This is a genomic window from Neobacillus sp. K501, from assembly GCF_053749995.1.
On record NZ_JBSLYA010000012.1, the window covers coordinates 1 to 24,643 of the forward strand.

Annotated in this window: 24 protein-coding genes; 2 read left to right on the forward strand and 22 right to left on the reverse strand. The window is 40.0% G+C overall.

The window, feature by feature from the left end; genetic code table 11:
* The first annotated feature begins 271 nt into the window (after nt 1-271).
* Nucleotides 272-691, forward strand: a complete 420-nt coding sequence (locus tag ACWM35_RS21635; RefSeq protein ID WP_454821060.1) for an NUDIX hydrolase — start codon at nt 272-274, stop codon at nt 689-691.
* Between the two features lie 450 nt (nt 692-1,141).
* Here ACWM35_RS21635 and ACWM35_RS21640 read toward each other — a convergent pair whose 3' ends face one another.
* From ACWM35_RS21640 to ACWM35_RS21705, 14 genes are all read right to left on the reverse strand, one after another.
* Nucleotides 1,142-2,053 carry an ROK family protein gene (locus ACWM35_RS21640; RefSeq protein WP_454820977.1) on the reverse strand — a complete coding sequence of 304 codons (912 nt, stop codon included), beginning with the start codon at nt 2,051-2,053 and terminating at the stop codon, nt 1,142-1,144.
* Between the two features lie 74 nt (nt 2,054-2,127).
* Entirely contained in the window at nt 2,128-3,150 is a 1,023-nt protein-coding gene (locus ACWM35_RS21645) for a LacI family DNA-binding transcriptional regulator (protein WP_454820978.1), read from the reverse strand.
* 67 nt (nt 3,151-3,217) lie between these two features.
* On the reverse strand, nt 3,218-4,060 hold the full coding sequence (locus tag ACWM35_RS21650) for a carbohydrate ABC transporter permease (protein WP_454820979.1): 843 nt from the start codon (nt 4,058-4,060) through the stop codon (nt 3,218-3,220).
* Nucleotides 4,057-4,935 (reverse strand): carbohydrate ABC transporter permease, encoded by an 879-nt coding sequence (locus tag ACWM35_RS21655; protein WP_454821061.1) that lies wholly within the window; start codon nt 4,933-4,935, stop codon nt 4,057-4,059. The genes ACWM35_RS21650 and ACWM35_RS21655 overlap by 4 nt, the downstream gene beginning before the upstream one ends.
* 173 nt (nt 4,936-5,108) lie before the next feature.
* Nucleotides 5,109-6,401: an ABC transporter substrate-binding protein gene (locus ACWM35_RS21660; protein WP_454820980.1), complete on the reverse strand. Its 1,293-nt coding sequence runs from the start codon at nt 6,399-6,401 to the stop codon at nt 5,109-5,111.
* A 462-nt stretch (nt 6,402-6,863) separates the two neighbouring features.
* The gene (locus tag ACWM35_RS21665; protein WP_454820981.1) at nt 6,864-7,604 is read right to left on the reverse strand and encodes a GntR family transcriptional regulator; all 741 of its coding nucleotides are present in this window, start codon (nt 7,602-7,604) and stop codon (nt 6,864-6,866) included.
* A 73-nt stretch (nt 7,605-7,677) separates the two neighbouring features.
* Nucleotides 7,678-8,463, reverse strand: coding sequence for a fructoselysine 6-kinase (frlD, locus tag ACWM35_RS21670; protein WP_454820982.1), 786 nt, complete (start codon nt 8,461-8,463; stop codon nt 7,678-7,680).
* 20 nt (nt 8,464-8,483) lie between these two features.
* Complete coding sequence (locus ACWM35_RS21675; protein ID WP_454820983.1) at nt 8,484-9,209, reverse strand: GntR family transcriptional regulator; 726 nt, start codon at nt 9,207-9,209, stop codon at nt 8,484-8,486.
* Between the two features lie 91 nt (nt 9,210-9,300).
* Nucleotides 9,301-9,726, reverse strand: a complete 426-nt coding sequence (locus tag ACWM35_RS21680) for a secondary thiamine-phosphate synthase enzyme YjbQ (RefSeq protein WP_454820984.1) — start codon at nt 9,724-9,726, stop codon at nt 9,301-9,303.
* A gap of 16 nt (nt 9,727-9,742) precedes the next feature.
* Nucleotides 9,743-10,594, reverse strand: coding sequence for an amidohydrolase family protein (locus ACWM35_RS21685; RefSeq protein ID WP_454820985.1), 852 nt, complete (start codon nt 10,592-10,594; stop codon nt 9,743-9,745).
* Between the two features lie 33 nt (nt 10,595-10,627).
* Nucleotides 10,628-11,446: a fructoselysine 3-epimerase gene (gene frlC, locus ACWM35_RS21690; RefSeq protein ID WP_454820986.1), complete on the reverse strand. Its 819-nt coding sequence runs from the start codon at nt 11,444-11,446 to the stop codon at nt 10,628-10,630.
* Nucleotides 11,447-11,474: 28 nt separating this feature from the next.
* A complete protein-coding gene (gene frlD, locus ACWM35_RS21695) occupies nt 11,475-12,269 on the reverse strand; it encodes a fructoselysine 6-kinase (protein WP_454820987.1) in 795 nt (264 codons plus the stop codon).
* A 132-nt stretch (nt 12,270-12,401) separates the two neighbouring features.
* Nucleotides 12,402-13,397 carry an SIS domain-containing protein gene (locus ACWM35_RS21700; RefSeq protein ID WP_454821063.1) on the reverse strand — a complete coding sequence of 332 codons (996 nt, stop codon included), beginning with the start codon at nt 13,395-13,397 and terminating at the stop codon, nt 12,402-12,404.
* 393 nt (nt 13,398-13,790) lie between these two features.
* Entirely contained in the window at nt 13,791-15,164 is a 1,374-nt protein-coding gene (locus ACWM35_RS21705) for an amino acid permease (protein WP_454820988.1), read from the reverse strand.
* 589 nt (nt 15,165-15,753) lie between these two features.
* Between ACWM35_RS21705 and ACWM35_RS21710 the strand changes: the two genes are divergently transcribed.
* Nucleotides 15,754-16,386, forward strand: coding sequence for a histidine phosphatase family protein (locus ACWM35_RS21710; protein ID WP_454820989.1), 633 nt, complete (start codon nt 15,754-15,756; stop codon nt 16,384-16,386).
* A 170-nt stretch (nt 16,387-16,556) separates the two neighbouring features.
* Here the strand turns inward: ACWM35_RS21710 and ACWM35_RS21715 are convergent, their stop codons facing one another.
* The 8 genes from ACWM35_RS21715 to ACWM35_RS21750 form a co-directional block, all read right to left on the reverse strand.
* Nucleotides 16,557-16,865 (reverse strand): PTS sugar transporter subunit IIB, encoded by a 309-nt coding sequence (locus ACWM35_RS21715; RefSeq protein WP_454820990.1) that lies wholly within the window; start codon nt 16,863-16,865, stop codon nt 16,557-16,559.
* Nucleotides 16,866-17,017: 152 nt separating this feature from the next.
* On the reverse strand, nt 17,018-18,364 hold the full coding sequence (locus ACWM35_RS21720; RefSeq protein ID WP_454820991.1) for a PTS sugar transporter subunit IIC: 1,347 nt from the start codon (nt 18,362-18,364) through the stop codon (nt 17,018-17,020).
* Between the two features lie 143 nt (nt 18,365-18,507).
* Nucleotides 18,508-19,455 carry a N(4)-(beta-N-acetylglucosaminyl)-L-asparaginase gene (locus ACWM35_RS21725; RefSeq protein ID WP_454820992.1) on the reverse strand — a complete coding sequence of 316 codons (948 nt, stop codon included), beginning with the start codon at nt 19,453-19,455 and terminating at the stop codon, nt 18,508-18,510.
* Between the two features lie 15 nt (nt 19,456-19,470).
* Nucleotides 19,471-19,785 (reverse strand): PTS lactose/cellobiose transporter subunit IIA, encoded by a 315-nt coding sequence (locus ACWM35_RS21730; protein WP_454820993.1) that lies wholly within the window; start codon nt 19,783-19,785, stop codon nt 19,471-19,473.
* A gap of 331 nt (nt 19,786-20,116) precedes the next feature.
* On the reverse strand, nt 20,117-22,060 hold the full coding sequence (locus tag ACWM35_RS21735) for a BglG family transcription antiterminator (protein ID WP_454820994.1): 1,944 nt from the start codon (nt 22,058-22,060) through the stop codon (nt 20,117-20,119).
* Between the two features lie 176 nt (nt 22,061-22,236).
* Nucleotides 22,237-22,674 carry a hypothetical protein gene (locus ACWM35_RS21740; RefSeq protein WP_454820995.1) on the reverse strand — a complete coding sequence of 146 codons (438 nt, stop codon included), beginning with the start codon at nt 22,672-22,674 and terminating at the stop codon, nt 22,237-22,239.
* A 139-nt stretch (nt 22,675-22,813) separates the two neighbouring features.
* Complete coding sequence (locus ACWM35_RS21745) at nt 22,814-23,878, reverse strand: sensor histidine kinase (protein ID WP_454820996.1); 1,065 nt, start codon at nt 23,876-23,878, stop codon at nt 22,814-22,816.
* Entirely contained in the window at nt 23,875-24,555 is a 681-nt protein-coding gene (locus ACWM35_RS21750) for a response regulator transcription factor (RefSeq protein WP_454820997.1), read from the reverse strand. The genes ACWM35_RS21745 and ACWM35_RS21750 overlap by 4 nt, the downstream gene beginning before the upstream one ends.
* Between the last annotated feature and the right edge of the window lie 88 nt (nt 24,556-24,643).

Here is a 24,643-nt window from a genome sequence, read left to right on the forward strand (position 1 = left end):
GGTTCTATGAAACCTCTATAGAACCACTTTTTACCTGCTTCACTCAAATTTTAGGTTCTATGAAACCTCTATAGAACCACTTTTTACCTGCTTCACTCAAATTTTAGGTTCTATGAAACCTCTATAGAACCACTTTTTACCTGCTTCACTCAAATTTTAGGTTCTATGAAACCACTTTTACCTACACTATTTATAGTAAGCAGATTAAGGATTAATCCCATTTCATATATAATATAGAGGTGGAATTATTTTGATAGAAAAGGTGCTAAGAATGGAAAAGGCTAATAATATTGTTGTTGCAGTTAAAGGTGTAATTTTAAATAAAGATAGGGTATTAATTGTAAAACGCGCAGATGATGATGAAGTTGGTGGTGGAACTTGGGAATGCGTAGGGGGCAAAATAGAGTTCGGAGAAGATTTAGAATCGGCATTAGTACGGGAAATTGAAGAAGAGGTTGGTTTAAATGTTACCGTCGAGAAAATTTTATATGCAACCACTTTTAAAACTAATCCCACAAGGCAAGTTGTAATACTTACATACTTATGTAGAACTGATAATAATACCGTTGCTCTTTCAGAGGAACATATTGAATATCAATGGGCAACAAAAGACCAATTGAAATTATTATTGGCACCTGAAATAATGAGAGATTTTGAGAGGAATAATGTTTTGAAGGAATTGAATTATTAATCTACAATAAAGGAGATTTTGAAATTTATTGAGGTCTCCTTTTTTATTAGGTTTGAAGACGAACGTTCCCTTTTTTTCAATTTATGTGCCACTTTTCTATTTTACGTGCCAAAATCATCCATTTACGTACCAGTACCTCCAATCGCCCCAAACCAACGCTATCCGCATCCTAATAATTTCCATTCCCGAAGACCCTGGCCATCCCATCATGTTCCATATAATTACCATTTCAGCCCCTATCGCCCCCTATGTGCCGCTTTCATTCATTTACGTTCCATTTTTTCAATTTATGTGCCACTTAACCATTTTACGTGCCAAAAGAAAATAACCATTTTACGTGCCAACAATACCTCCCCTATCCACACAATGGCTTCACCCACAAAAAAACAGCACCTCTCCCTCAAAATGAGGGGGTACTGTTACTTTGTTCGTGAGACCTATTTTCTAACATTAAATCAATGCTCCATCCGTCTGCCGCTGCAAAAAATGATACAAGGCACCGATTAAATTCGAATCATTACCAAATTGGCATTTTTCCACCGTTACCGTTAATCCATCCTGGTCATATTTCATTTGCTGCAGTGTCTCATTAATCTTTTCGATAAATCCTGGCCGATTACTGATGGCCCCGCCAATCAAAATCTTCTCCGGATCGATAATGAATTGCAAATTATAGATGCCAATGGCTAGCCGATGCATAAACTTTTCAATCTCATCCTGAACGTCTGTGTCCCCATTTTCAGCAAGATCAAAGATAATCTTACCACTTAGATCATCGGGGGCTAAATCCTTTCGCTTTGCAACCTGCTTAATCAAGCCGCCCACAGCTGCGACAGAGCTCCACGTTTCCGCTGGCCGCCGCTCCAAAGAATCCTCCATGATCATATAGCCAAATTCTCCAGCAAAACCATTTTTTCCATGGCGGACCTTTTTATCCAAAACCACGGCACCGCCAATACCAGTGCCAATTACAATACAGAGATAGTCATTTACATCCTTTGCCGCACCAATCCAGCCTTCAGCCAGACCAGCACAATTCGCATCATTTTCAAATTCAACCGGTAACTGCGTCCTTTCCAGAAGCAATTCCTTCATATTGGGTCCATGAATATAGGGGAGTGCCGAAATTCCCTCAATGAAGCCGGTGTCAACATTCACTGCACCCGGCATACTAACAGCCAAACCTTTAATGAGATAGTCCTTTTGAAACTCCTTCACAATGGAGTCGACCTTATCCATAAATTCAGTGAGACTCTTTTTGGGAGTGGGAACGGAAGATTTTTCATGAAAACAACCCGCTTCATCCATAACCGCATATTTAATGGCAGAGCCTCCAACATCAAGTACTGCGTAGTAATTCACCCTTTCACCTCCTTGCATTGGGGACGGGTTCTTCTGGCACACAACTGAACCACCAGAACCGTCCCCCTGGTTCCTCATGATTCTCTGACAATTAATTCGGAGTCAATAAAGACCGGTTTTAATTGTGATCGGTTATTGATTAAATCATCGAGCATATAGGCGGATAATTTCCCAAATTTCTCTTTATCCTGTTTCACCGTTGTCAATTTTGGGTTGCTGTAGCGGCAAGCGGCAATATCATCACAGCCGATGATTCGGATGTCTTCTGGACAATTTAAGCCTGCCTCCTTGATGGCTTTCAATGCCCCAAGTGCCATCAAATCCGAGGTCGCAAAGATTGCCTCAGGCAGTTCTTTACATTGGAGTATTTGCTTCATCGCCGCATATCCGCTTTCTTCGTGGAAATCACCGTACCCTATCCAGTCATCGCGAATCTCAAGACCGAATTGATTCATCGCTTCAAGGTAGCCTTGTTTGCGAAAAGTAGAAACAGCAGAATCAAATTTACCGCCAATATAACCGATTTTTTTGATGGAATGAAGATATAAATACTCCACCACTTTTCTCGACAAATCCACATTATCCGTCATGATATAACTTGCCTTTGGTCCTTTTAACTCAATATCAATTCCGATGCAAGGCATACCTGCTAAAGCTAAATCGTAGGTAGATTCCTCCACTTCCTCCCCAGCAATGATCAAGCAGCCATCCACATTAAAATGTCGGCATCGTGCTAAATAACTGCCATTATCCGAATAAAAACGCTCATTTGAAAACATTAAGATATCGTAGCCCAGTAAACCTATATTTTTTTTAAAAGAAGAAATAACCTCATTGAAATAAGGATGGGTCATATCCACATTAATTTTCCCTGCATAAATTAACCCGATTAAATTGGACTTTTTCGTTGCCAAGGACCTGGCAGAAAAGTTTGGCTCATAACCATTTTGGTTAATAACATCCATAACCTTTTTCTTTGTTTTTTCACTGATTCCTTCATAGTTATTTATGACCTTTGATACAGTCCCTTGTGAAACACCTGCCAATTGTGCAATATCTTTTATGGTTAAATTCATCTTAATCCCTCTAAGTTCCAATATTATAGTTTCTCATTTTTAGATTACTAGGAGTTTTAATAGATAACAATATATTTGGCAGGAATACTTACTTCACAGATCCTTCTGTAATACTTGAAATGAATAATCGGTTAAAGAATAAGAAAACAACTAATAGCGGAACCGTTGCCCAGAATACACCTGACATAATCATCCCGAAGTCCACATTTCGTGTATTACTTAATTGCGCTAATGCCACCTGAATCGTATAATTTTCCGGATCCCGGAGCACGGTAAATTGCCATAGGAATTCGCCCCATACAGCGGTGAAAACAATAATCCCTAGCGTGGCAAAGGCAGGAAGAATGATCGGAAGGACGATACTGCGATAAATGCGAAAGTTCGAACAGCCGTCTAATTTCGCTGCTTCAATGAGCTCATCCGGAACCGCTTCACTGATGTATTGCCTCATGAGAAAGATGCCCAAAGGATTTAAAAAGAACAAAACCATGACACCCGGTAAGGTATCTAGTAAGCCTGCCTTCGAGATCAGGAAATACTGCGGAATTAAGCCTAATTGCGGCGGAATAATCATCGTTAACAGAATCGCTGCAAAGAAAATATTTTTTCCCTTGAAGGAAAACTTTGCAAAGGCAAAACCGGCTAATGAACTGATGAATAAAACGACCAGTGTCACAACGGCGCAAATCACAAATGAATTCCACATCGATTGGAAGAAATCAATTTGATCTAATACCTTTTTAAAGTTATCCACCAGCAAATTCCCTGGCGTAATCGTAGGAGGAATCGAGTTATAGGCCGAGCTAGGCCGAGTGGCCATGACAAACATCCAATAAAACGGAAACAACGATAATAATGCGGCGAGAGATAGAAATACATAAACAAGGATTCTGCCAACAGAAAACTTTCTTGCCTTTTCTAGGTTTTTCATTGACTCTCCCTCCTTTTTCTTCCCTTGCCGGATGTTAAGAATAAATTAATGGCTGCAAACGCTGAAATCAAGACTAATAAAATGATGGCAGTCGCTGATGCAGTACCAAAGGATTGTAATTTAAAGGCATCACGATACAAGTACATCACGATCGTCATCGCTTCATCTCTTGTAAAGGCATTCGTCCCTAGAAATACAGTTGGCTCAGAAAATAACTGCATTGCCCCAACCGTAGAAGTAAAGACTGTTAGCACAATAAATGGCTTCAGCATTGGCATCGTAATATACCTAAGCTGTTGAAATCGGTTTGCGCCATCGATGGTTGCGGCTTCATATAAATCATTTGGGATACTTTGAATTCCGGCGAGGTAAATGATCGTGTTGTAACCGACCCAACGCCAGAAGACCATGATGGAAATTGCAATCTTCGTTCCCCATTCTGAACTTCCCCAATGCACTGGATCTAGTCCGGCTAGACTTAATACATAGTTGACCAAGGAAGATTCATGGTCACTAAACAATACACTGAAAATGAGGGCAACCGCTACCATAGATGTAATATATGGCATAAAAATGGTCACTCTGAAGAAGTTTTTGAATTTAAGAAAGGCAAGATTTAATAAATAGGCAAAGATAATTCCGAACACTAATTGCGGGGCAGTGCCCATTATTCCCATGATAATCGTATTATAGACCGACTTCCAGAAAAGCGGGTCTGTTAGGACCATTTTAAAGTTTTCCAATCCCACAAACGTCATTGGACTTAGTCCATTCCATTTTTGAAACCCTAAATAAATACTAAATAATAATGGATACAGGCCAATAATCGCAAAAATAATAAAGAAAGGGGCTATGTATAAATAGCCTGAAATCATATCTTTTTTTGCTTCAGACCTGTACTTCTTCTTTCCTACCTTTACCTTATTCACAACGGTATTCGCTTTTACCGGATCCACGTCTACACCTCGTTTCCATCGGGAGACGGAAGCGGGCGCACCTTTTGCTGGGTACGCCGACTTCGCCTTCCATTTATCTAGTAATCTAGTGACTATCGTTTTAATAAATCTTCTGCACGCTTAACAGCATCTTTCCATTCTTTTTCAGGATCTGCCCCTTTATTTTGAACGTTCTTCAAGGCATTCAATACTTCAGAATAAACCGGGAAGTATTTTTCTCCCTTAAATACAGCTCCATCGATATCTTGTGCCGCTTTAGCAAATATTGGTGCAGTTGCTTGACCGCCAAAGAACTCATCTTCATTATTTTTAAAGGCATCCATTTCATAGACAGATTGTGCAGATGGGAAAAGTCCCTTCTCCTGGAAGGATTTCAATTGATTATCTGGAGATACTAACCATGATGCAAATTTATAAGCTTCCTTTGCATTTTTCGTTTCACTTGGGATCGAAATGAATGATCCGCCCCAGTTTGCTGCGAAATCTGTTGGTAATGTCGCCACTTTCCATTTACCCGCTGCTTCTGTTGCGTTTCCTTCCATCCATCCTTTTAACCAACCAGCACCTAATTCAGCAGCAAATTCCCCTTTATTCACAGCATTTGCCCACTCCGGTGACCACATTTCGAATTTACCAACAATGCCTAATTCATTTAACTTCACGGCATAATCATAGGCTTCTTTAACAGCGTTTCCATTCTTTTCTATTAACAACTCGCCTTTTGAGTTGAGGAATGTCTCTTGTGCTCCATCTAGGTAGGCTCTGAATGCCATTTCGATACTATCCACAAATGGTTTTCCTGTTTTTTCTTTTACTTGAAGTCCTGCCTCTTCAAATGCAGTTGGTGAATTGATCAATGCTGCCACTTCTTCTGGATCTGTCGGCAAGCCTGCTGCCTCAAATACATCGGTTCGATAGTATAATGCTTTCGGGCCAATATCTGTTGGCAAGCCAATTAGGAAATCCCCTTTTTCGTTCTCGCCTGTTTTCCATTTCCAATCAAGGTACTGATCCTCAATATCCTTCGCACCAAGATCATATAAGTTTTCGAAACGGTCTGATGCCGCTTTAAAACGGTCAAGTTGGTCAATTTCCAACATCGTGATATCTGGCGCCCCGCTGCCAGCTGATAAAGCGGTAAATAAAGCATCGTGATGCTCTGCTGTTTCAGCCGATCTCACTTTTATTTTGACATCCGGGTTTTGTTTTTCATATTCTTTCGCTAAATCTTCATATCCAGTAGCCCCAAATGTCCAGAAAGTCAAAGTAGTCTTATCTCCACTTTTCTCGTCAGAAGAAGCCTTATCATTTCCACTACATGCTGCTAATGAGAATGCAAGAGCCGTTGATAATCCGATTGCAGCCAGTTTTTTCAAACGTTTCAACAGAAATACCCCCTATTATTATGTTTTTTTCAGACGTTCTAAAATATATATCAGTAAAATTCCAATTCTTATCCTTGCCTACCTACCTCCCTCAGTTTTTTCAATATGTTTATAGCATTACTTTTTAGAAACCGGTTTCTAAAAAATGTTTATAAGTTTTATAGATTAAGTACGGAAACCGCTTTCAATAGTGATTATAAATCTAACTTTATAAAAATACAACCACTATTTCTATATTTAACCAATATTTCAGAAACCGCTTTCCTAATAAAGTTATTACAAAAAAATTGATAGAAACTAGATGACAGGCTTCTTTTGTTAGCCAATGGGGGATTTAACGGGGATCTAGTTCTGATAATATTATCCTTATAATAGCAAGTAATGACGTTTTTTACAGACAATAAAATAAAGGTCGGCAGGATTACCTGCCGACCTTTATTTTATTGATAGAGATTCACCAGCTCAATCAATGGCACCTTTCTCATTCCTAAAATGCACCTTATATTTCGCCTTATCCGGTCGGGTGCAGCTCCTGGAATATTCAATAACCGCTTCTGCTTTGTTGAAGCTTATGTTCGTAAATAATAACAAGGGAGTGTTAGAGTCAATATCCAAGAAGCGGGCATCCGATTGATCCAATTGCGTTAGATCAAGGCTCTGCTGAGAATATGAGATCTCAATATTATAAAAATCATAGACCTCATAAATGGAGAACACTTTTAAATCAATATCCTCTAGTTCAGGAACCACATATTGCGGTATATAGATTTCCTCAAGTGAGTATGGCTCATTATCGATATAATTGACACGTTTAATATAGAAGATCTGGTCTTCCGGATCGATGTTGAAAATCTTTCCATATTTATGCCCAGCCGATCGCAAAGACTTTGCCAATATGTGAAAGGAAGGATTCGCATTCTTCTTCTTGACCATTTGTGAGAAACCTTCGAGAGTTTCCAAGTCCTGCTCTCTTTTCTCCCCGAGAACATATACACCTTTCCCTTGTATTCTTTTAAGCAACCCCTCATTTACAAGAGCGGCAATACCATTTCGAACTGTTAATCTATTAATCCCATAGGTTTTTGCCAGTTCGTGCTCCGTGGGGATCGCTGTTCCAGGCGGGAATTCACCATCTTCAATCTTGGTTCTGATAATCTCCCGCAGCTGCAAATACATCGGAGATTGATAATCTATATTAGACAAGGCCGGTTTCACTCACTTTCCGCAATAATTCATAACGATACGCAGATAATATCAATACTTAGGACTACAATCATCACCACGCACCTTGATATTGAATGGTAAGACTGCTATTTTTCGCTCCCATTTCCATACATTCTTCAATCGATTTTTCCTGGAGGATTCCACAAATAAAGGCCGCAATATAACTATCCCCAGCACCCATTGTATCAACAACCTCACACGGAACGATTCCATAATGGTAGAAAGAAGCTCCATCGTACACTATGCTTCCTTTTTCCCCCATCGTCACAACAATCAATCGGGGACCCTTAGCCTGCAGTTTTTTCATATAATCCTTAATAAATTCGTCTTCCCCTTCATCGTAGGAAAAGAAAGCGTAATCAATATGAGGGATAATTTCTTCCACAAGCGGATCATCCAGTTTAGTGGCAAAGTCAAAAGCAATCGGGACGCCTTTACTTTTTATCGTACCGAGGCTTTTTTCTATTTTCCCCCAAATTCCTGATACCACTATATCATGCGAAGCTAAAAAATCAATATCCTCATCTGTCAATACAAATTGTTCTAATACCCCTTCATCATACTCACCGAAGACCCTGTCGTTATCAATGATTTCCACCTCTGTGATTGCGGTCCGCCCCGGCAATTCCCTTACATGTGACACATCGATATTTTTCCCTTTAAGGGCATCTTTTAATAATTTTCCATATTCATCATTTCCAACCACACCGGTATAAGATGCGTTTCCCCCTTGCCTGACACAATACACTGCCACATTGACAGGGTTGCCTCCAGGAAATGCTTCTCCTGACGGTTTATAAACATCCATACAATTATCGCCGACTGCCCCAATTTTCATTACACTTTCCTCCTCTAAGACTAATGTTCATGTTTAAGAACGGAAGAAAAACGAATTTGATCAGCTCTTACGATCGACTTATAATATTCAATCGGCCTCTCCTCTTCGGTCAGCACATTACCCGCAATATAGAACACAGGGGTCCCATTCTCGACCTCCAACAGTTCACCTTCCTGTTCGCTCACATAAGTAACGCTTAATGTTTCCGAGCCGTGGTCAATTTTCACGTTATAGACTTCTTCCAAAATGCGATAAAGAGACTCCTGTGAGAAATCATACTGTTCAATACCTTTGCATAAGGAATAGTCAACATAGGCAAGTTCCATCATCGCCGGAATCCCATCTATTAATCTCAGTCGCTGTAAACAATAAAGTTTGCTTCCGAGTGTTAATTTCATCCGTTTGGATAATTCTTTATTACTTTCGATAATATCAGCGTACAAAACTCTCGTTGATAGTACTTTATCGGCTTCCTTCGCGCTTTTTGACAATGATTCCATATCCTGCAAGTTACGCACTAATTTTGGCGGTGCAACAAATGTACCTGCCCCTCGCTTACTATAGATAACACCTTCAATAATGAGTCTCTTGATGGCACCGCGCAAAGTTGTTCTGCTTGTCCCTAACACTTCACATAGCTGCCGTTCAGAGGGTAGTTTATCGTGAGGACGTAATTGATTCTGCGCGATAAAATATTCTATTTTTTCAACCACTTCCTCGCGTGGTTTTAAATGATTGTTGTCCATAAGGTTAGTACTCCTCCACCGTTTATCATCATTACTTAAAATATATCACAAAGAATGGAGGGGCATATAACGCTGTTTAAGGATAGAAGCCTTATCCCTCTTGAATATAGACTATTATCGTTCTTTCAGAAGGACCATCAAATTCACAGAAATATACATCCTGCGCCCCTCCACGAATAATCTGTCCATCAACAATTGGAAAATGGCAGTGGTTTCCTGTTAGTAATGACTTGATGTGACCTGTAGGATTACCAGCGGTAGAACCATAATCCTTTAACATCCGAGCATGAGCGTAAGGATGGTCTTCTGGGACCAAACGTTTTAAAAAATCATCAATGTCACTTTCGAGGCATTCCAGCGACTCATTCACTGTAATACCTGTTGTTGTGTGCTTCGTTTGGACGGTGACAACCCCGCTCTTGACCCCGCTATCGGCAACGATTCGTTCGATTTCCTCTGTAATCACTAGAAATTGTTGATATTGCTCGGTAAAAATAGTCAGATCGCTTATATACACGGCACTTGTTCCCCCCTTACAATGAGCAGCCTAGAAATTCCAGTGCATTCTTTCCCCGAATTAATTCCAAGGTTGATTCCCGTAAACCCAAATGGTTTAATGCCTCAGCCATTCTGATTTGCTCAAAACGGGGATTATCGCTGCCAAACATGACTTGATGACGTAAGCTCCGGTCGATCCATGTGGCAGGAATATCTTTCGTAAATACTTGAGTATAAAATTCTCTTGCATTATCAAAATATAAAATGGCTGTATCAGCATAAACATTGGGATATTTCAACATCAACATCGCTGTCTCTTGCACCCACGGCCAGCCAAAGTGCGCCAGACAAATTCGCAAATTCGGTCTGCTATCTGCCAGTTCCTCAAATTCAATTGGTCTAGAATATTTCGACAGAGTTCCAGGTTCCCATGACAAACCACTGTGAAAAATGATCGGCTTGTCATACTTCTCACACAGATCATAGATCGGGTCTAATCTCTCATCTGTAGGATAATATTTCTGTTTGCCTGGGTTTAATTTTAAGCCCAACAGCCCCAACTCCGTGAAGGCTTTCTCTAGCTTTTCTGCCGAATCCGGATCGAATGGATCTACACTGGCAAAACCAATAAATCTATCAGGTGCCTCATCGATCAATTTTTTTATTTCTTCATTTGTTACCGTTGCTGCACCTTCCACCGTAGTATAGTCTTGCGGCAATAGACATAGCTTATCAATGCCCGCACATTTCATTTGATTAAAAATATGCTTTAATGGCGGGGTACCGTTCTTGTGTATATTCATCACCCTATGCCTGAAATCCAACCGGTCCGTATCAGCATTGATCGACTGATAGAAATCCGGGTGAACGTGCATATCGATAAACATATATAACCACCCTTTTCTTCCCTTTTTATAGGTTTAGTTCATTAACGCTTTTAGATTGTTAATCGCCCGGCGAGCATAGAAGCGAGGTTCATTTAAGTAGGCTGTGACTAACTCAATCGTCGCAGTCCCTTCGTAGCCAATATGTTTTAATTCCATTATGTATTCTTTCAACGGCAATATCCCTTCACCTGGAATCATATGCGTATCGGATGTTCCATCACTATCAATAATATGGAGGTGTCCCATCTTATCCTGCAATTTATCAAAATACGCCATCATACTTTCGTGTTGAACAAACGAAGGTACGATATCACACATTCCCACCAAATGATCAGATTCGATTTTGTTAAATACCCTGGCCAAATCATTAGCCGTTGTACAGACATTCGATTCCATTGGAGTCAGGGCTTCAAGAATAATTTTATGATTAATTTTCTCAGCAAAATCGGTCAGTTCCTTCATAGACGCTATCAATCTATGCCAAATTTCCGCTTCGGAAGTGAGATAGCCAGCATGGGCCGGTGACATCAAGGTTGCTTCTGCCCCCATTTCCTTCCCCATCTCCATCGCTAGCTTCAAATAGTCAATCGCATCCCTTCTCATCTGTTCCGTACCGATCATAAAATTATAGGGATAGGCATTGTGCTCGGGTGTATAAACTTTAACTGGCATTTCATACTTGTCTATCAATCTCTTGACCATCGTTATGTCACCATTTTTCAAATCAGGCGCAAACGCATGGGGACGGCCACCCCATAATTCTACGTAGTCATACCCAAACCTTTTAGCATCTTCAAAAGCATGCTCCAACGGGTTACGTTGGTAACCAGATGTAAATAAACCAATTTTCATGATTAAACCTCCATTTACTATGAAATGTTCATCGTTTCACCCACGGTTCAAACACAGAGACGACCTCCGCAGCTACCTTTGCACCTTTTTCCAATGCTTCCGGGATGGAATGCCCCATTAAGATTCCGTAAAGAAAACCCGCAATAAAGCTATCTCCCGCACCGACTGTGTTGACTACCTTAGTGGGATAAATCTTTCCTTCGTAAAAGCGCTTTCCATCAAACGCAAGACTGCCCTCTTCTCCGAAAGTCGCAACTGCTAGTTTCATTCCCCGGTCTGTTTTATCTTTTAGGTATAATTCAATAAATCTATCTCGCTTTTTCTTATAAGAGAAAAAGCCATAATCTACAAAGGGAAGTGTTTTTAACACTAGTGGATGCTCCAATCGGTCCGCATAGTCGAAACTGATTACCGCCCCTTTCTCCTTTAACTTTGGAAGGGCATCCTCCGCCTTTCCCCATAGGGCGGTATGGACTAAGTCATGCTGTGCCGCAAAGGAAATATCCTCCTCATCAAAAACCATCTGTTCGAGAACACCTTCGTCATAGTCCCCATGAACACGATCAAGACCATCCATGTCCATATAGGTAATGGCCGTGGCCCCATTCCCTACCTTTAAATGGCTAATATCGATTCCTTCTTCTCTTAAAGACTGAATCATCCATTCTCCATTTTGATCATTACCGGTAGTGGAAATAATAGATGTCGAGATCCCTAGTAATTGCATATTCACACCAGTATCCACAACATTTCCAGTAGGATATCGTTTACCCAGCCGCTCGTAAACATCAATACAATTGTCACCTAAGGCAGCAAATCTCATAAAGTGCCTCCTATACTTTATTAATATTAAGAATCCCTTCCGGCCATTTAAGCGTTTTCAATTCTTTTTCATAAAAACATGTAACCAAAGATTACTAGAGTTATCTTTGATTACATGTTCCTGCTACTTTTATTAATAATCTAGCTGACGGTAATACCTTCTGATCTCCATAGGATGGCAATTTATTTTTTCAAGATGGGCATCAATTCGCTGTGTGACGGCACGTAAGACTAAATGAGAGATTCTCCCTCTGAATTCAGGACTAATTCCTTCCAACTCATAATCCTTGGTGTCAATGATTGTATATCTTGAACAAATTCTAGGTAAGAAATTGGCCACTCTTTCCGATAATGATCGTTGTTCATCCTCACCTACAAAAACAGTAACCGCTGTATCCCGGTCGATGACTTCTAATGTACCATGGAAAAATTCGGAGGAATGAATGGATTTTGAACGAAGCCAGTGCTGTTCTTCCCAGAAACACATTGCATAAGAGTAGACAGCACCCCAATGATTTCCGGCTCCAATGAAATAGTGTATCGAATCATCTTTATGATCCTGCGCGAATTGTTCTCCTAAAGAATCTGCCGATTTCTCCGCTTCGACCAGGGCCTTAGCCAAATGTTGATCCAATTCATTATAAAATTGCTCATATTGCGGGAAATCGCCGTTGTTAAACATCAATCGGTCAGCCGCCATAAAAAATTTGATCTGCTCATTTGCTGGATAAGAGATTAAGTAATCTACACTTTGAGCTAGTGGAGCTTCTTTTACATCTATGAAGCCAATAAGGCGGGCCCCAACTTCTTTCACTTGAGAAACAGCGCGGACCATTTCCTCTGTGCTTCCTGTAACGGAAGAAATAATGACAATGGATTTACTAGTTAACTTACGGTTTCCAGTCGTCAAGTATTCTGATGCATTCTCAACATACACAGGCAATGCAGATTTCCCAGTAATATAGGTCACAGCCTGCATACTTGATGCATATGTACCGCCAATTCCCATGTAAAATATATTGTCAAAACCCTCCGTATAAACCGCATCTACTATCTTCTCAATTTCACCACGTAATTGAAGCGCTCCATTCACGCTATCGATTTGTTTTGTTTCATCAAATTTTAACACCACATTCAACTGCCTTTCCTTATGTACTTTCCACCAATCTAAACTGCATTGGGGTTTATAAAGATGTGCCGCATCCACCCCTCAAATACATATACATGATAACAAGTATTTAATACCAATTTGATATGTTGATAGTTGGATTATAGCACCTGTTGTAAATTTCCGTCAATTCAAATTTTCTATTTTTTCATTAACACCTACTAATACAAGGTCTGGAGGCAGTTTTCTTTTAAATTTTATGTAAGACACACTAACATTATTTTTGGTATTAAAAAATCATGGGGTTATTTACGAAGCAGAAAAACAGAAGAATATAAAGATGGATTTGAAGATTACTTTCATTGGATAGAAAAATAGACATGGAGAATTTCTCACATGTCTATTTTTTCAATTTTATACGGCTGACCGTTTATTTTTTCTTTCCCAGTAATAGTAAGCAGGAAGGCCCGTTCCAACTGCGATCACAGCAGAGATAATTCCTGGAATTGGTGCCCACATAAATGTTGAGGCAATTAAAGTCCCTGTCACAACCATGGCGATCGCGGCCATGAGATACCCCATCGGCATTTTCCACATTGGATTGTAGCCAGACTTTTTACGACGTAAGACAAAGACAGTACCAAAAGTAAGGAAGTTTTTCAATAATGCAACGATGGTGAAATAGCCTAATAAGTCACTAAGCGAAGAAGCGAATACAAGAACAATGGCAATCGCACATTGAATAATGATCGAGATATGCGGAGTCCCCCATTTTGGGTGTACTTTCGCAAAGGATTTAAAGAATAAACCGTCTTTTGCCATCGCATATGGCATACGCGGTTGGAACATAATACAGCTTGATAGAGAGCCAATGATAACAATAACAGCCATGATTGCCGTTAATGTACCTGCAGCAGAGCCGATTCCCGGAATTTGTGCCATCGCATCAGAAACAGGAGCACTGCTTGTTGCTAATACATCCATCGGCAGTAAACCAGTTACCACTACACTTAACAGTACATACAAAACAGTAATGAGGACTCCGCTGATAATAAGGGCTCTCGGCATCGTCTTCTTAGGGTTTTTAATCTCCCCTGTCATATAACATACAGAAGCCATACCATCAAATGACCAAGTAGTGGCTGAAATCCCAGCGACCAAAGCCAAAATTCCAACTGGAACTTCTGGCCCTGCAGGTGTGGAACTCATTATGTCAGGACTGAAGTAGAAGAATCCAACCCCAATTAATACAGCAAACATAATGATTTTAAAGGCTGTAATAAACGTTTGGAATCTACCCCCGCCTTCAACACTGCGAAGGTGCATGAACATGAAAGTAAGAATAAGGGCAACTGCAATAAATTTCATACTTAATGGTGAAAAACCAACAAAATAAGCTAAATAGTTCGTAATGGCAATGGCCATAATTGAAATGGATGGCGGATCAGTGGCCCAGAAACTAATCCATCCGGTTAAAAATGCCATTGGACGGGATCCCGCTTCCCTAAAATAAATATATTGACCTCCATTTTCCGGATAGGCCGTAGCTAATTCTGCATAGCACAGATTAGCCGGTATATTGACTAATCCGCCAATTAAAAAGGCCAAAATAACAAATAAAGCCGTTCCACTTGCTGCAGCAACTTCTCCCAAGGATGAAAAAATACCAGAACCAATCGTCGTACCTACACTAATTGCAATAGCAGCGCTTAAACCTAATTTACGCTGAAGTCCACCAGTACTTTTCACTTCAACATTTTGTGAAACTTTCGCAACCTCAGTCACCATTTGCCCCATTCTCCTTTTTCTAGATCTCTATCAACATGGGAACAAAAAGGTATTAAATACATGTAAGCGGTATCAATAATAAAAACACACAAAAAGTTGGGTGCGGCAGCCCAGCCATCTTGATAAATTTAATCAAGTTTTTATGTATTTAATACCACTTTAATAACAAAATAGCATATGGCGTACGATAATTCAATAGAATTTTCAGTAAAATGTATACACTTAATCCATTTACTCTACCATGTATTCTCTATTACTACTATATGTCGTTAATTTATCCCTTTCTAAAATCATATATCAACAAAACAGATAACCAAGTAAAAAAACAAGTCCAATTCCTCATTACAGAGGAGTCATCAATCTCTTTATCTCCTTTTTCAAAATTTTAATACCGTGCTATCAGGGACCAAGCTCTAAAATAAATCTGGAAAAGCAGACTTACACACAAGTCGGTCTTTTGCTTTCCATCCCTTCCTTAAATAATGAAAGAGTTTGAATACGTGCATTACGATTGGCTGAACCCGGAGTAATAGTAAAACCTACATAAATGTTACAATGTAAGAATAATAGTTAACGGAGGTGTTTTTAGGTGGTCACCGAAAAAGAAGTTAAGCTTTATTTTGTTCGACATGGGGAGACCCAATATAATGTACAAAAACGAGTACAGGGGTTTTGTGATTCTCCGCTGACAGATAACGGGATTGCGCAGGCTAAGTCTGTCGGAATGGGACTGTCTGAAATTGAATTTGAAGCTGTCTACGCCAGTGAAAGTCAGAGAGTAATAGATACAGCTAAACATGCCATTGGTCACCGAAACATTCCGATCATGACCGATCCTCGCCTGAAGGAGATGAACTTTGGAGTACTCGAATCCCTTTATGCAACAGAGATTGCCGTTCAATACGGGAATATTCTAGAGACTCTTTTCAGTCTCAAGGATTTAAATATGTCCGCACCAGAAGGAGAATCTTACTTACAGCTTTTTTCGAGAACCTGCTCTGTTATTGATGAAATTGTTCATAAGCATAAAAACGATGGCGGAAATATTCTCGTATTTTCTCACGGCGTAACCATCGGCAATTACTTAATGCAATTAACCAAAATGAATAAGTATCCCCAACATGAAAATTGCAGTGTTTCTGTGGTTAGATATTTTAATGATGGTTTTCATGCGGAGACTATTGCTGACACATCATTTAGAGATCGCTACTATCAATATTAAAATTCAGAAAAGCCGGCTTACCAAGTCGGCTTTTTCTAAAAAATTTATTATGTTCCTATATAGCAGCTTCAGCGGGATTGCTCGTGTCTCTATTAGTGCCTATCCACCGCAATAAAAATAGTCAGGCTCGAAAGCCTGACCATTTGTTGGGAACTTCAAAGTTCATATTCTTATTTCTTCGCCAATTCCAGAGCCATATCCAGAACGGCTTCACCATTCATGGTACCATAAAGGATGGAATCGATAACAGCAACTGGAATTCCCTTTGGATCTGCTTCGCTTTTTACTTTGTCTAGTGCATAACGAGCCTGAGGTCCAAGTAGCACAACATCCGCGCCATCTAGTTCATCAAAGATTTCTGTTGCTGGCATAGCTGTAATATCGGTATCAAGTCCTCGTTCTGCTGCCACCTTTTCCATTTTGCTGACTAGCATACTTGTCGACATACCTGCAAAGCAAACTAAAATTATTTTCATCATTCGTTCCTCCTATCCTTTTAAAAGCTCAAAAAGTTTTTTCAACAAGTCCTCACTTACGTTTCTAAAAGGAGAACTGTCAGACCTAACTGAAGTTCCAAAATGATAATCCTCAGCGCTTGTCTCTCTTATCATTTGCCTTATATTTTCGAAGTTCAAGCCTCCACATTTCTTGTTGGCTTCTTGTTATTAATCTCAGGTACACTTGCTTCTTCCGAGACCTTTTTCTTATCCATCATGGCGATGAATGGGAACCAGATAACCATGACAACTATGATATCTACTAATTGTAGGACGGCACCTGACCAATGTCCTGTAATCAGAAAACCTTGGACTAAAGGCGGGGTTGTCCATGGAATGATAACTCCAGTCGGTCTAGCAACGATATTCAGCATCATAGCGGAATAGTTAAGAATAGTGATTACGATTGGTCCAAGAATTAACGGAATCATTAAGATGGGGTTTAAGACTACTGGAAGTCCAAACATGATCGGTTCATTGATATTAAATAACCCCGGTGCCAATGACATTTTTCCAAGCTCTTTGTATTGTTTTGACTTTGCTTTAAATAAAAGTACTAATACTACTGCAAGGGTTGCACCTGCGCCGCCAATCCAAACCATATCGAAAAATTGCTCGGTAATGATATTTGGTGCCAGCTTTCCTTCCTCAATAGCTGCAAGGTTTTCATCTTGAAGGGGCACCCAAAACGGCCTCATGATTCCATTTACAATGGTTCCGCCATTTAATCCCAAACACCAGAGAAGACTAATTGCAAATACGGTTCCGATTGCACCAAAAATATTGTTGGCAACCAAACTCTGCATCGGCAAGGAAACTACTTGGTAGATAAAATCATGAATATATTGGTAAGGTGTTTGTAAGAATAAAAGCCTGATCAATAACATGATAACAAGGATAACAAAACCAGGTACCAGTGCGGAGAATGCCCTAGAAACAGCTGGGGGCACACCATCAGGCATTTTGATGATGATTCCTTTTTTTATAAAATAATTGAACATTTCCGTTACAACAATTGCAGTTATAATTGCAACAATAATTCCATTTGTACCGTACCAACCTCCAACTGTGATTACCTTTTCAACCGTATGAATTGTCCCATCGATATCGATTGTCGTGGTAATGGGTGTTAAGAGGATAAATGCACTTATTGAAAGCATCGAACTAGAAAATGCGTCAATTCTGTAAGATTGCGCAAGCTTGTAGGATATTGCCGCAACTATGAAAATCGACATGATATCATAAGTTACCCGCTTTGGAAGAATAATAAATTGATTGAAGAATTCTCCAAATAGTTTAACTTGCAGCTCCTGCCATCCTGGAACAGGGAAATCCTGGATAATAATAAAAATTGAACCGATAATTAAGAATGGGATAAACGAGATAAATCCGTCTCTGATCGCAGCCAGATGTCGTTGCCCCGCTAGCTTTGTTGCTGCAGGTAATAGTTTGTTCTCAAGAAATCTTTGAATTTTTTCCATATCCTTACCCCCTTTTTTATTTTTCGGGACTTAAATCCCGATATTTACTTAGCTTCCAAGATGGGTTATACCACCTCGAACTCGAATCACCAATATGCTTACCTGTGGATTCATGCCTGAAAATCAGTGGTGGATTTCATCCATTACTCAACCGGACTTGTAATCCTTTTGGTATACGCTTCAAGCCATTCCTCCGTTGCCTGTCCGTAAACCGTACCTTCTCCTTCTGGGTAAGCCACATAAACCATCGGACTTCCATTCTCAGTAGCTGCGACAAAGGAGAACTCGACATTGGTGCCAACCCCCCACTCACCTTTGTTATTCATGGCAACAACCGACATGGCTCCCGCCTTTCCGCTTTTCTCTGTCAAAAGGTTAGTAAACTGATAAACCACTTGCTCGGCAGCAGCCTGTGGATGCACGCCTTCCTTCATCAACCGTACCACTTCATAGGATACACAACCTTTCATCAGATCCTCACCGAGCCCAGTTGCAGATGCTCCTCCAATGCTGCTGTCAACATAGAAGCCTGAACCTGACAGCGGGGAATCTCCTACTCTACCTCTTTTTTTCATAAATAGTCCGCTTGTGGAGGTGGCAGATGCCATCTGTCCCTTGGTATCAACAGAAACCATCCCCACGGTATCATGGCCATCATACGGGCTCAGGTTTTTCTCACGAATCTCTTTTACACGTTTTTCCCAAAGCTTTCTTGCACGCTCCGTCAGCATATTGCTTCTTTCAAATCCATTTTTATGTGCAAATTCCTCAGCCCCAGCTCCCACAAGGAAGCTGTTAAAGCGTTCTTCGCTCAGCCTTCTTGCAATAAATACGGGATTTTTAAAGTCTTTAATTCCAGCTACAGCCCCGATAGCAAGAGTATCGCCATCCATAAAGGCGGCATCGAGTTCAACCTCGCAATTCTCATTTGGCAGTCCACCGTAACCGACTGATTTATAAAAGGGGTAATCCTCAACCATCCCTACCGCTGTCTCAACTGCATCACCCGAACTTCCGCCATTCCTAAGAATGCCGGTAGCCGCTTCCACTCCCTCTAAAGCCATCCGCCAGGTCGCAATAATTCCCCACATCCCCTTTATCCCTCCTTACTTTTCATCTAATCTTTTGTATAAATGAAGCATTTCACTAATTAATGTTTGAGCTAGGATCGAATTCATTAAATGATCTTGCGCATGAACCATAATCATCGAGTACTCTGATTTATTCCCTCTTGTTTCCTCAACAATCAATCCAGTTTGAGCATTATGAGCCTTTGACAAAAACGTATTGGCTTTCTCCATAAGATTATCTGCCTCAGCAAACTTCCTTTCTCTTGCACGCTGAAGGGCAGCCATCATCGTTGACAGAGCATCTCCAGACGTTGAAATAATCTCAAACGCAATTTTATCTACTTCTATCACTAGCTTCACCTCCCTAATGCTTAATAGATTATGACTTGCCATAGTTGTATTATAGTTTTCGATACGGCTCCTTCTCCAATAAACTTTTTCCTAATACGTCGGAAAAAATTTATCCCGGCATCCAAGCTAAACGATTAGAAGTAGATCCCGACCTCCACTAACTAAAATACTCCGTATACGGTGGCTCAAAAATAGAGATATCAATGTTTATATAACCGCTTTAAGTCTTTTCAGCCTCCATTTGAAGAGTATTTTTGGATTAAGAAGTGTGTCAAATGCTATTATCTGCCCATTCCGAGCACTAAAAAAATCCCTGCTCGAAAGCAGAGATTTAATTAGCATCGTAGAGTAAGATACGTGAGATAAAGTCATCATAATCCTTAGAGTTAATCAGGTATTGGACTCCATTCGGTTTTTCAACAATTTCAATAATATGCTTATACAGATCGTTTAATTTCCTTCTATCCTCTTCCCTTAAGGAGAACATAAATACCAACTGTACTTTAAATTTTCCCCATATTACAGGCTTTTGTAAGATTGCCACCGCAATTACATTTTCATACGCATTCATTACAATTGGATGCGGAATCGCCAGCAGATTTCCAAACGAAGTGGAAGATATCTTCTCTCGTTCAATCACAAACTGCACATATTCATCTGGGGTGTAACCCTTTTCGCAGAGCTGCTTGGCCATATATTTGATAGCCTCAAATTCATCCTTAAATTTAATATTTTTATAGAAAAGGTCTTTTCTGAAAAAGTTCCGGATATCATTCAAAAATTGAATGCTTTCCATATCCTCCTCATAGAGGAATAAGTTTTGATTAATTTTTTCAATATCGCTCTGGTCAAGAAAAGGTGATACCTTAATCACTGTGACGTCTTCTTCATATTCTACCTTCACCGTTGAAAGGATTAGATCAGGTTCCTGCTTCCTAAGTTCGCCCAGCTCCATAAAAGAAAACGGGCCAAGGATGTCAACCTTTTCCTTATACAAGAAATGCAGTTTTTTCATCAACAGCCGGCTAGTTGTGTAACCCGTTGGGCAGATAAGAGCAATTTTTCTTTTAACAGTGGTCTGGTTTCCATTAAACCCCTCAAATGCCGCCCCCAAGTGAAGAGCAATAAAGCCAATCTCATCCTCGCTGATGACCATCCTCGTCATTTTGTAAAGTTCTTTCGAAACAAACACAGCGATTTCAAAGATAAAGGGGTATTTTACTTTTAGCTCATCAAGCAATGGGTTTCTTAATCGGACATTATTCTCTATCCGTTCATACATTCTTTTTATATGAAGACATAACCCGATAAAGAGGTTGTCATCCTCTTCCAAGTTAATGCCAAATTCCCTGTTAATTGAAATAATCAAAGTCTCGGTCGGCCTTGCAATGTCAGGGTCGATGATCCCCTCAAGTTCTTGTTTGTCTTCATAATTATTTTTAATGAAACTTTTCCCTAAAATAAGGTAGGAAATATAGAGAATATCCCCTTCAGGGAACCTAACTCCAAACTCTTCAGCTAATTGGCCGCAAAGCTCCTTAGCCACCTTAAATTCCCTCGTCCCTAGCACCCGATCCACATCTGCATCCATATCAAGTATATTTTCGTTTTTGATCCTGTCGATCGTAATCGCAATATGGATCACTAAATTAACAACAGCCATTTCATTCAAATGAATCCGATAATTATTAACCGCTTGCATGAGTTTTTTTTGAATAAGTCCCAAATTAATATTTTGAAAGTACCTTTCATATTTAGAAATATTAAAATAGTTTTTGTTGGTTTCTCTAAATAAAAGTTCGCTTAGAAGCGCCCGTTTATTCTTTTCACTTCCTAAGAGCGAGATGGAGGCTGCTTTTCTAGATATGCTGAGTTCCCGCTTATTTTCCAAGTTAATCCGATTAATTTCCTTCAGGTCATTTTCAATCGTTGCTTCACTGACCATCAGAAGTTCGGAAAGTTCAAATATATTTAGTTCACTGCTTCGAAATAGAAGATGCCTCAGAATATAATTGATGCGTTCCTCAGGGAGAACGGGAATACCGTCGCTAGTCATAATCGCCTTGGCTTTTTCATAATCGCTCAGTTGATAGCCTTTTTTATTTTGAGAAAGGATTAAGTCCATTTGTAAAACCGAATTAATATAGGCGATATCATTCCGGACCGTCCGATCCGACACTCCAAGTGCAATAGCCAACTCTCTTCCCTTCATCCAAGCCTTTCTTTCATAAAGTATTTTCAAAATCATTCGTTGACGCGGATGAAAACTATCCATCTAGCTCACCTCCAACCTATCATTAAATCTATTATATCAGAACCATAGGAGCGGTTCTGATACCGGCCAATCCTTAATTGGAATTCTGCTATCTTTTCACTAAAATTAATCATGTTAAATCCCGCAATTTATTTGATTACGGGCATTGAATGAGTCCTTCTGATTTATTACACGTATTAGTTATTTTCTTCATCCGTTTCTTCATCCGGAGGAATCGAACTTTCGTCTTGCTCAGAAGATGATTCGATGATGCTCTTCTTCACGATACTGTCTCTTACTTTGATACCCTGCTGTCCACCCGCTTCATCATTATCATTTCCGGCAATACCACTTCTTCCATTGCCATCTGCGAAATTAGATTGATCATTTTTTGACTCACTATGATCAATCGCATTTTGCCCGCCTTGGTTTGCGTTTGTCCCGACATGCTTATTTATCTGCCCGCCTCCCTCTGCTCTTTGTTCTATATAGATTTCCTTGTTGCCAATATTAATGGTGTAAGAAATGTTAATTGTGATGTTACAGCCATTATCTTCTTGCTTCTTTGGTCCCTCTTCTACAATCTCATTATTTTGTTCTGTAATTTTTTTATCCCTTTTGCTGTTACTTGACATATCAATTTCCCCCCTTTTATCTTCGATACTACCAATATATTCGTTCACACTAGAGTGGGTGTGGACAAGTTAAATCGAACAACACATAAGTGACGGTCCTACTCGTACATACCGATACCACTAGAACCGTCCCTATGGATCACCTGAGGGTTACGGTTATTTCTGTTCCTTTTTCTGGTTCGCTTTGGACTTGGATCTTGCCTCCGTGTAAATCAATTATTTTTTTGACAATGGCGAGGCCAAGCCCGTTGCCTCCAAATTGGCGATTTCTCGATTGATCCGCCTTATAAAATCGCTCAAACATGTGCATCATTTCATCTTTATTCATGCCCATTCCAGTATCTTTGATTTTGACGATTAGCTGGTTGGCAGATGCTTGGAAGGCTTCAACCGTGATGGTGCCTGAATGTGGTGTAAATTTAATACTGTTATGAATTAAATTAATCCATACTTGATCCATCAAATCCTCATCAGCTGTTATCGTTACACACTCAAGAGAGACATCCATATTGATCTCTTTTTCCGCCCATTGTGGTTCATTGGCAAGAATGATTCGCCGAAGCTGACGGTCTAATCGATAGCTTTTAAGCTCGAAAGGAACGTGATCGGACTCTAGAGAAGTCAGTTTTAATAGATTTTCGCTCAATTTCGAAAGCCGATTACTTTCCATTTCAATGATTTGCAGGTAATGATTGCGTTCCTGACGACTTAAGTCATCGTTCTTCAATGCATGGGCAAACCCACTTATAGACGTTAATGGTGATTGGATTTCATGCGAGACATTCGAGATAAACTCTTGGCGCATTTCCTCCATTTCTCCCAGTTTATCTGCCATCTCGCTAATGCTTCCAATAATCTTAGAATATGGATGATCATCTCGGCCCCGTAATTGCTTCCTATAATAAGAAAGATCAATATTAAAGTTTCCTTCCGCCATCATTTTCATGGCTTGAAAAAGCGGATGCCACGCTTTTTCTTGCCGCGCTTTTACCCATGGTATATGTGTAATAAAATACACACAGAATCCAAATAGTAAAAATCCTAAGATGGAGTTGATAAGTTGTCTAATTAATTCGGGCGGGACATAATCAATCGCCTCATACAATATTGGTGTTAACCAATAGGCACAAGACCATCCTACAAGGAGAGAAACTGTGACAGCTAAAAAACCGACAATTCGTTTTAGCATTTCGAGCGCATTCAACGTGCCACCTCCAAACGATAGCCCAGCCCGCGAATCGTCGTGATTTTAAATAAACAATCCTCTTGAGAAAATCGCTGGCGCAGCCGTTTTATGTGGACGTCCACAGTCCGTTCATCCCCTTCATAATCAAAGCCCCAAATATCTTCAATTAGTTGTTCCCTAGAAAAAGTTTTTTGTGGTTGTGTTGCCAGCTTAAACAACAGTTCAAATTCTTTCATTGGTAAAGTAATGCCCTCCTTCCCCACCGATACAGTGTAGGAAGAACGGTCAATCACGACATTTCCGATTTCAATTCGATTCGAGACGGTTATTTGAAACCGTTTAAGCAGTGATTTGACCCGTGCTGCCAGCTCAGCAGCGGCAAATGGTTTAACCAAATAATCATCAGCCCCAAGATCAAAGCCTTTTACTTTTTGAGCCGTCTCCCCTTTAGCCGTCAACATTAAGATAGGTAATGTATCGGAATAATAGGTTCGGACTTCCTGGCAAAAGGCCCAGCCGTCCATATTCGGCATCATAATATCAAGTATAATCAAATCAACTTTTTCTGTTTCGAGTAAGGATAGCGCGGCTTTTCCGTCAGCCGCCTCAGCAATGGATAGTCCTTCTTTTGAAAGGATGATATGGATTAATTCCCGGATGTGCGGATCATCGTCAACGATTAATACTTTGGCCATGTTATTCCGTCCTTTTTTTAGGCTCTATTATAATTGAATGTTTATTTTTCCGAGTTTGAAAAATAAACGGAAAATTTTCGTTTATTTT

What these genes read in the sequence shown, in the direction of transcription:
- ACWM35_RS21635 (WP_454821060.1), top strand. Translation starts at nt 272, where the DNA reads ATGGAAAAGGCTAATAATATTGTTGTTGCAGTTAAAGGTGTAATTTTA.
- ACWM35_RS21650 (WP_454820979.1), bottom strand. Translation starts at nt 4,060, where the DNA reads ATGAAAAACCTAGAAAAGGCAAGAAAGTTTTCTGTTGGCAGAATCCTT.
- ACWM35_RS21655 (WP_454821061.1), bottom strand. Translation starts at nt 4,935, where the DNA reads ATGATTTCAGGCTATTTATACATAGCCCCTTTCTTTATTATTTTTGCG.
- frlD (WP_454820982.1), bottom strand. Translation starts at nt 8,463, where the DNA reads ATGAAAATTGGGGCAGTCGGCGATAATTGTATGGATGTTTATAAACCG.
- ACWM35_RS21675 (WP_454820983.1), bottom strand. Translation starts at nt 9,209, where the DNA reads ATGGACAACAATCATTTAAAACCACGCGAGGAAGTGGTTGAAAAAATA.
- ACWM35_RS21685 (WP_454820985.1), bottom strand. Translation starts at nt 10,594, where the DNA reads ATGTTTATCGATATGCACGTTCACCCGGATTTCTATCAGTCGATCAAT.
- frlC (WP_454820986.1), bottom strand. Translation starts at nt 11,446, where the DNA reads ATGAAAATTGGTTTATTTACATCTGGTTACCAACGTAACCCGTTGGAG.
- frlD (WP_454820987.1), bottom strand. Translation starts at nt 12,269, where the DNA reads ATGAGATTTGCTGCCTTAGGTGACAATTGTATTGATGTTTACGAGCGG.
- ACWM35_RS21705 (WP_454820988.1), bottom strand. Translation starts at nt 15,164, where the DNA reads ATGGTGACTGAGGTTGCGAAAGTTTCACAAAATGTTGAAGTGAAAAGT.
- ACWM35_RS21715 (WP_454820990.1), bottom strand. Translation starts at nt 16,865, where the DNA reads ATGATGAAAATAATTTTAGTTTGCTTTGCAGGTATGTCGACAAGTATG.
- ACWM35_RS21720 (WP_454820991.1), bottom strand. Translation starts at nt 18,364, where the DNA reads ATGGAAAAAATTCAAAGATTTCTTGAGAACAAACTATTACCTGCAGCA.
- ACWM35_RS21725 (WP_454820992.1), bottom strand. Translation starts at nt 19,455, where the DNA reads ATGTGGGGAATTATTGCGACCTGGCGGATGGCTTTAGAGGGAGTGGAA.
- ACWM35_RS21735 (WP_454820994.1), bottom strand. Translation starts at nt 22,060, where the DNA reads ATGGATAGTTTTCATCCGCGTCAACGAATGATTTTGAAAATACTTTAT.
- ACWM35_RS21740 (WP_454820995.1), bottom strand. Translation starts at nt 22,674, where the DNA reads ATGTCAAGTAACAGCAAAAGGGATAAAAAAATTACAGAACAAAATAAT.
- ACWM35_RS21750 (WP_454820997.1), bottom strand. Translation starts at nt 24,555, where the DNA reads ATGGCCAAAGTATTAATCGTTGACGATGATCCGCACATCCGGGAATTA.